This window comes from Aeromonas sp. QDB56, from assembly GCF_027705505.1.
GTDB classification, from domain to species: Bacteria; Pseudomonadota; Gammaproteobacteria; order Enterobacterales; family Aeromonadaceae; genus Aeromonas; species Aeromonas caviae.
On the sequence record NZ_JAPDBZ010000169.1, the window covers coordinates 1 to 7,157 of the forward strand.

Below are 7,157 nucleotides of genomic sequence, written 5' to 3' on the forward strand. Positions count from 1 at the left end.
CAAGCAGAGAAAATCGATACAGAACAGGACCTTGGAAGGAGTTTTAAAGGGACTCAACGCTTAAGGTCCTGTACATGAAAGGGCTATACGGCCAGCCAGTTGAGCTTTCACATGGCATCGGTGTATCTGCTGCATGAACTCAGTTGCCTGCCGTTTGTGTCACCGGGCATGGTTCCAGGGCGTGTCGCTGAGTTGGACAAACAGGCAGAGCAGTTCAAGCTACCCGCCCGCCGAGAACGAAGTTACCCAAGGTGCATCAAAGCCAAACCACAGAAGTATGCGACGAGAAAACCTAGTAAAAACAATGCCAGTCAGGCTTAACTGACTGGCATTATCCCGAGGGAGCCCTTTTTACTGCGCCGTTCACGCCGCCTTTTTGCGGGTCATCAGCAGACTCAGCCCCATGGAGGCCAGCAGGATCAGCGCCACCACGCCAAGGGCGATGCCGGTCGGTATCTTGAAGATATCGAGCAGCAACATCTTGACCCCGATGAACATCAGGATCAGCGCCAGGCCGTATTTGAGCAGGGCGAAGCGATCGGCCACCCCGGCCAGCAGGAAGTACATGGCGCGCAGCCCCATGATGGCGAAGATGTTGGAGGTGAGCACGATGAAGGGATCCGTGGTCACCGCGAAGATGGCCGGGATACTGTCCACCGCGAAGATGAGGTCGCTCACCTCCACCAGCACCAGGATGAGCAGCAGCGGGGTCGCGTAGCGCACACCGTCACGCCAGACGAAGAACTTCTCTCCCTCCAGCGTCTCGGTCACCTTGAAGCGACGACGCATCCAGCCGAGCAGGGCATTGTTCTCGAGATCCGGCTCCTTGTCGGCCGCCCACAGCATCTTGGCACCGGTCAGCAGCAGGAAGGCCCCGAACAGGTAGAGGATCCAGTGGAACTGCTCGATGAGCCAGCTGCCCGCGAACACCATGCCGGCGCGCATCACGATGGCCCCCAGCACCCCGTAGAGCAGGACCCGGCGCTGCAGCTCCGCCGGGATGGCGAAGTAGCCAAACAGCATCAGCCAGACGAAGACGTTGTCCACCGCCAGTGCCTTTTCGATGAGGTAGCCGGTGAGAAACTCCAGCCCCTTCTGGTTCGCGATTTCGCGCCCGGCACTGTGATCCAGCCAGAGCCAGATGGCCAGGTTGAACAGGAGCGCCACGCTGACCCAGATGAGAGACCAGATGCCCGCCTCTTTCAGCGACACCTTGTGCGCCTTGCCGCCACCGACAAAGCGGATATCAATCCACAACAGGACCAGCACTATGCTGAAGAAACCGGTCCACATCCACCATTCACCCATTTTCACTTCTCCCAAAACGACAAAACCCACGGCCGGGAGGCAGTGGGTTCGCGTTTGGAGCAGATACACCTTGCCTCTCGGCAAGGTCTCACTTACAGCCGACTTGCGTCAACTGCCCGGCTGCCGGGTGCACTGCAGGATATGGGTGCACCGTAATGACGACAAACCGGCGAGAAGTTACTCCCCTTGTGCGGCGGATAGTAGCAGCGACAACCGCTGGCGCCAAGAGGCATCTTATCCCCCATGCAATAAAAAGGGCGCCAGCACGCGCCCTTCTCGATACGGTTCTCCTTAAAACCTGTTTACGAGCTGTCGCGAGAGGTCGTCAACAAGGTAAAGAGCAGCGCAGGAACCGGAATGTATATGAATACATGAGGATTCCGAACAGCGCATGAGCCTTGATCACGGCCTCGCAGCAAGATCGTTAACAGGTTCTCAGAGCGGATCCACCTTGAGACAGGAAACCGCGTGGTCGAAGTTGCCCTCGAGCTGTGGCCGGGTCTTGGCGCACTCCGGGCCAGCCACCGGGCAGCGGGTGCGGAACACGCAGCCGGAGGGCGGATTCATGGGGGATGGCAAGTCCCCTTCCAGGATCTGAATGACCTTGCTGCGCTCCAGATCCGGATCCGGGATGCGGACCGCCGACATCAGCGCCTTGGTATAGGGGTGCAGGGGATTGGCGAAGATCTCCTTGCCGGTCCCGAGCTCCACCGCGTTGCCCAGGTACATCACCAGCACCCGATCGGAGATGTGTTTGACCACTGAGAGGTCGTGGGCGATGAAGATGAGGGAGAGCCCCATCTCCTTTTGCAGGGATTTGAGCAGGTTCACCACCTGAGCCTGGATGGAGACATCCAGCGCCGAGACCGGCTCGTCACAGATGATCATCTTGGGCTCGAGGATGAGCGCCCGGGCGATGCCGATGCGCTGGCACTGGCCGCCGGAGAACTCATGGGGGTAACGGTTCACCAGGTTCGGCAACAGACCCACCTTGGTCATCATGGCGCGCACCTTCTCCTTCACCTCTTCCCTTGGCAGGGTCGGGTAGAAGGTGATGAGGGGCTCGGCGATGATGTCCCCTATGGTCATGCGGGGGTTCAGGGAGGCCAGCGGGTCCTGGAAGATCATCTGGATCTCCTTGCGCTTCTCCCGCAGGGCGTTCTGCTCGAGCTTGGTCAAGTCCTGCCCAAGCCACACCACCTTGCCGTCGGTGGCCGGTACCAGGCCGATGAGGGCACGGGCGAAGGTGGATTTGCCGCAACCGGACTCCCCCACGACGCCCAGGGTCTCCCCTTCGTAGAGGCGCAGGGTCACCCCGTCCACCGCCTTCAGGGCGGAGGGCTTGGCCCAGGGCCAGGCCTTGTCACTCTTGATATGGAAGTGAACCTTGAGGTCGGACACTTCCAGCAGCAGTTTCTTGTCAGTACCCATTTAGTTCACTCCCTTGATCATGGCATCCGATACCCAGTGGCACGCCCGCTCCCGGCCGTCGTTGAACGGCGTCAGGAGCTTGGAGGATTGCTGGCCGCATATAACAGCATTCATACGCTCACCTCCTTGGCATTGATGGCATCAGACACCCAATGGCAGGCCCGCTCCCGGCCGTCGTTGAACGGCGTCAGAACTGGCGACTGCTTGCCGCAAATCTCGCTCACCCGGTGGCAGCGCTCCTGGAAGGGACAGCCGGTGGGCAAACGCAGCAGGTTGGGCGGATTGCCCGGAATGGTGGGCAGCTCTTCCCCTTCGGTGTCTAGGCGGGGAATGGCGCGCAGCAAGCCTTCGGTATAGGGGTGGCTCGGGCGATAGAAAATATCGTTGACCCGGCCGTACTCCATGGTCCGGCCTGCGTACATCACCAGCACCTTGTCGCAGATGCCGGCCACGACGCCAAGATCGTGGGTGATCATGATGATGGCGGTGTTGAACTCGCGCTTGAGCTCGTTCATCAGGGTCATGATCTGGGCCTGTACCGTCACGTCCAGCGCCGTGGTCGGCTCGTCAGCGATGAGCAGCTGCGGCCGGCACAGGAGCGCCATGGCGATCATCACCCGCTGGCGCATGCCGCCGGAGAATTCGTGGGGGTACATGTTCATCCGCTTGCGCGACTCGGGGATCTTCACCGCATCCAGCATGCGCACCGACTCCTCGAAGGCGGCAGCCTTGGTCATCCCCTTGTGCAGCATCAGCACTTCCATCAGCTGATCCTTGACCTTCATGTAGGGGTTGAGCGACGTCATGGGGTCCTGGAAGATCATGGCGATCTTCTCGGAGCGGATCTTGTTGAGCTTGTGCTCCGGCAGATTCAGGATCTCGTCCCCCTGAAATTTGGCCGAGCCGGTGATGACACCGTTCTTGGCGAGCAGCCCCATGATGGCAAAGGCCGTCTGGGACTTGCCTGAGCCTGACTCCCCGACGATCCCCAGGGTTTCGCCAGCAGAAAGAGAAAAGTTGAGGTCGTTGACGGCCACCACATTGCCGTCCGGGGTCTTGAACTCGACCCGCAGATCTTTCACATCCAGTAATTTCATCTCAGTACTCCTTATCGCGCTGTCGTGATGGGGGCCTGCCCGTGGTGAACGCGGTGCGTTCCCTGAACGGGTCTGATGGCCCCTTGGCGTCTTGCCGGTCCCTGGGTATCAGCGATCCTTGGGATCCAGGGCATCACGCAGACCATCCCCGAGGAAGTTGAAGCAGAACAGGGTCACCACCATGAAACCGGCGGGGAACAGGAGTTGCCAGATGGCCACTTCCATCGACTTGGAGCCTTCATCCAGCAGGGCGCCCCAGCTGGTCATGGGCTCTTGCACGCCCAGACCCAGGAAGCTCAGGAAGGATTCGAACATGATCATCCCCGGCACCAGCAGGGTGGCGTAAACCGCCACTATGCCGAGCACGTTGGGCACAATATGACGGGTGATGATCTTCCACTTGGAGACGCCGCAGACGTGGGCCGCCTCGATGAACTCCTTGCTCTTGAGACTCAGGGTCTGGCCGCGCACGATCCGCGCCATGTCGAGCCAGCTCACCGCGCCGATGGCGAGGAAGATGAGGGCCAGGTTGCGACCAAAGAAGGTCACCAGCATGATCACGAAGAACATGAAGGGGAAGGCGTTGAGGATCTCAAGCACGCGCATCATCAGGCTGTCGACGCGACCGCCGATAAAGCCTGACGCGGCGCCATAGAGGGTGCCGATGATGACGGCCACCAGGGCCCCCATGATGCCGACCATCAGGGAGATGCGTCCGCCGAGCAGGGTACGCACGAACAGGTCGCGCCCCAGGCTGTCGGTGCCGAACCAGTGGCCGGTCTCCATGTCCGGGGCACTCTGCATGGCCCCCCAGTCCGGGTCATCGAACGTGTACTGGGACAGGTGGGGCCCCACGATCACCGCCAGACCGATGATGGTCAGGATGATGAGGCTGGTCAGGGCCGCCTTGTTGCGCAGGAAACGGCGACGGGCATCCTTCCACAGGGAGCGTCCTTCCACCACTTCCACTTTCTGGGCGAACGCCTCGACGGCTTCGCGCTTTTCAGTTGTGACTACCATGATGAACTCCCGGCTTAGTAACGGATCTTGGGATCGATGACGGCATAGAGAATATCGACCACGGCGTTAAAGGTGATGGTGAGGGCGCCGACCAGAATGGTCAGACCGAGCACCATGGAGTAATCACGGTTGAGGGCACCGTTGACGAACAGCTGGCCAATCCCCGGCAGGCCGAAGATGGTCTCGATGACCACGGAGCCGGTGATGATGCCCACGAAGGCCGGTCCCAGGTAGGAGACCACCGGCAGCATGGCCGGGCGCAGCGCGTGCTTGAGGATGATGTGGCGCAGGGGCAGCCCCTTGGCGCGGGCGGTACGGATGAAGTTGGAGTTCATGGTCTCGATCATGCTGCCGCGCATGATGCGGGAGATGGCCGAGATGTAGTACATCATCATGCCGAACACCGGCAGTACCATGAACTGGGCGCCGCCCCCCTGCCAGCCTCCCGCCGGGAACCAGCCCAGATAGATACTGAAGAAGAGCACTAGCAGCGGTGCCAGCACGAAGCCGGGTATCACCACCCCGGCCATGGCCGACGACATCAACAGGTAGTCGATGAGGGTGTTCTGTTTCAGGGCCGCAATGGTGCCGAAGGTGACCCCCAGGGTCACCGCCAGCAGGAAGGCGACCGAGCCTATCTTGGCGGAGACAGGCAGGGCCTGGCTCACCAGATCATTGACGGTGAAGTCCTTGTATTTGAAGGAGGGCCCCAGATCCCCCTGGACCAGATTGCCGAGGTAAGTGAGGTATTGTATGCCGATGGGCTTGTCCAGGCCATATTTGGCTTCGATGTTGGCCAGCACTTCCGGCGGCAGGGCGCGTTCGCTGGTGAAGGGGTTGCCCGGGGCGAAGCGCATCATGAAGAAGGAGACGGTGATCAAGACCAGCAGAGTCGGGATCGCTTCCAATAGACGTTTAAGGATGAATTTCAACATAGACATTTCCTGTCCTGTACTGCTTCCAAAGGGTCGCGGTTGTAATAAAGGCCCGCCGTCTGGCGGGCCCTGCTTGTTATGCGACTTGTTTCTTTACTCAGTGAGCAACGATGTACATGTCTTTGCTGTAGATGTTGTCCAGCGGGTTGGCCGGGTAGCCGCCCACGTAGGGCTTGACCATACGGGAGGTCACGTACTGATAGATGGGGGCGATCGGCATGTCCTTGGCCAGGATCTCTTCGGCCTGGACATAGAGCTTGTTGCGCGCCTCGGCATCCACCTGGTTGCGGGACTCGCTCATCAGCTTGTCGAACGTCGGGTTGGAGTATTTGCCGTCGTTGTTGCCGTGAGTGGTCTGCATCAGATCCAGCATGGAGGAGGCTTCGTTGTAGTCGGCAATCCAGCCACGACGGGCCACATCAAACTGACCTTGCTTGAGCGTCTCCAGATAGGTCTTCCACTCCTGGTTCACCAGGCTCACCTGCACGCCGAGCTTCTTCCACATGGAGGCGACGGCCACGGCCACCTTCTTGTGGTTGTCGTCGGTGTTGTAGAGCAGCTCGAACTTGAGCGGGTTGCCCGGGCCGTAACCGGCTTCGGTCAGCAGCTCTTTCGCCTTGGCATCGCGCTCTGCCTGGGTCAGCTTGGACCAGGATGGTGCCACCGGCTTGAAGCCGTCCACGAAGTCGGGCACCAGGGCATAACCCGGGGTCTCACCCTTGCCCATCACCTTGTCGGCGATCACGTCGCGATCGATGGCGTAGGTGAGTGCAGTACGCACCCGCACGTCGTCATAAGGTTTGCGCTTGGTGTTGAAGGTGTAGTAGTAGGTGCCCACATAGCCGCTCACCTTCACTTCGTCCGGCAGCTCTTTCTTCATCTGCTTGAAGCGTTCGATGGGCATGTTGTAGGTCAGATCCACTTCGCCAGCCAGATAGCGGTTCAGCTCGGCGTTGGTGGACTGGATGGGCAGGTAGGTCACCTTGTTGATGACGGTCTTGCCGTTGTTCCAGTAGTTGGGGTTGCGCTCGACGTCGACGCGCTCGTTGACCACCCAGTCCTTCAGCACGTAGGCGCCGTTGGATACCATGTTGCCGGGCTGGGTCCACTTGTCACCGAACTTCTCGATCACCTTCTTCGGGACCGGATAGGTGGTGGTGTGGGAGAGCATGCTGACGAAGTAAGGCACCGCCTTCTCCAGCTGCACCTCGAAGGTGTGATCGTCCACCGCCTTCACGCCCAGGGTGTCGGCCGGCTTCTTGCCCGCGATGATGTCGGAGGCATTGATGCTGACTCTTATACACAAGTAGCGCCCTGAACGGAACCATTCCCGTTTTCCAGGATCTGATCTTCCATGTGACCTCCT

General features: G+C 60.0%; 7 protein-coding genes and 1 pseudogene. 1 reads left to right on the forward strand and 7 read right to left on the reverse strand.

Annotated elements, in window-relative coordinates; translation table 11 throughout:
• Positions 1-78: 78 nt before the first annotated feature.
• Positions 79-321 (forward strand): annotated as a pseudogene (locus tag OKB81_RS18325) (IS4 family transposase); the annotation flags it as partial.
• A 42-nt stretch (positions 322-363) separates the two neighbouring features.
• On the opposite strand, the gene OKB81_RS18330 reads toward OKB81_RS18325, so the two are convergent.
• From OKB81_RS18330 to OKB81_RS18360, 7 genes are all read right to left on the reverse strand, one after another.
• The gene (locus tag OKB81_RS18330) at positions 364-1,308 is read right to left on the reverse strand and encodes a TerC family protein (protein ID WP_029314355.1); all 945 of its coding nucleotides are present in this window, start codon (positions 1,306-1,308) and stop codon (positions 364-366) included.
• Positions 1,309-1,743: 435 nt separating this feature from the next.
• On the reverse strand, positions 1,744-2,739 hold the full coding sequence (gene oppF / locus OKB81_RS18335; RefSeq protein ID WP_270670280.1) for a murein tripeptide/oligopeptide ABC transporter ATP binding protein OppF: 996 nt from the start codon (positions 2,737-2,739) through the stop codon (positions 1,744-1,746).
• Positions 2,740-2,853: a hypothetical protein gene (locus OKB81_RS18340; protein WP_016351082.1), complete on the reverse strand. Its 114-nt coding sequence runs from the start codon at positions 2,851-2,853 to the stop codon at positions 2,740-2,742.
• A complete protein-coding gene (locus OKB81_RS18345) occupies positions 2,850-3,836 on the reverse strand; it encodes an ABC transporter ATP-binding protein (RefSeq protein ID WP_270664266.1) in 987 nt (328 codons plus the stop codon). Before OKB81_RS18345 ends, OKB81_RS18340 begins: the two co-directional genes overlap by 4 nt.
• Before the next feature lie 108 nt (positions 3,837-3,944).
• Positions 3,945-4,856, reverse strand: coding sequence for an oligopeptide ABC transporter permease OppC (oppC, locus tag OKB81_RS18350; protein ID WP_010674331.1), 912 nt, complete (start codon positions 4,854-4,856; stop codon positions 3,945-3,947).
• A gap of 14 nt (positions 4,857-4,870) precedes the next feature.
• Positions 4,871-5,791, reverse strand: coding sequence for an oligopeptide ABC transporter permease OppB (gene oppB, locus OKB81_RS18355; protein WP_270664265.1), 921 nt, complete (start codon positions 5,789-5,791; stop codon positions 4,871-4,873).
• Positions 5,792-5,888: 97 nt separating this feature from the next.
• On the reverse strand, positions 5,889-7,157 hold a 1,269-nt coding region (locus OKB81_RS18360), incomplete at its 5' end, for an ABC transporter substrate-binding protein (protein ID WP_442866125.1).

Bases quoted from the DNA above. Each gene is read 5' to 3' on its own strand.
- OKB81_RS18345 (WP_270664266.1), bottom strand. From the start codon at position 3,836: ATGAAATTACTGGATGTGAAAGATCTGCGGGTCGAGTTCAAGACCCCG.
- OKB81_RS18340 (WP_016351082.1), bottom strand. From the start codon at position 2,853: ATGAATGCTGTTATATGCGGCCAGCAATCCTCCAAGCTCCTGACGCCG.
- oppB (WP_270664265.1), bottom strand. From the start codon at position 5,791: ATGTTGAAATTCATCCTTAAACGTCTATTGGAAGCGATCCCGACTCTG.
- OKB81_RS18330 (WP_029314355.1), bottom strand. From the start codon at position 1,308: ATGGGTGAATGGTGGATGTGGACCGGTTTCTTCAGCATAGTGCTGGTC.
- oppF (WP_270670280.1), bottom strand. From the start codon at position 2,739: ATGGGTACTGACAAGAAACTGCTGCTGGAAGTGTCCGACCTCAAGGTT.
- oppC (WP_010674331.1), bottom strand. From the start codon at position 4,856: ATGGTAGTCACAACTGAAAAGCGCGAAGCCGTCGAGGCGTTCGCCCAG.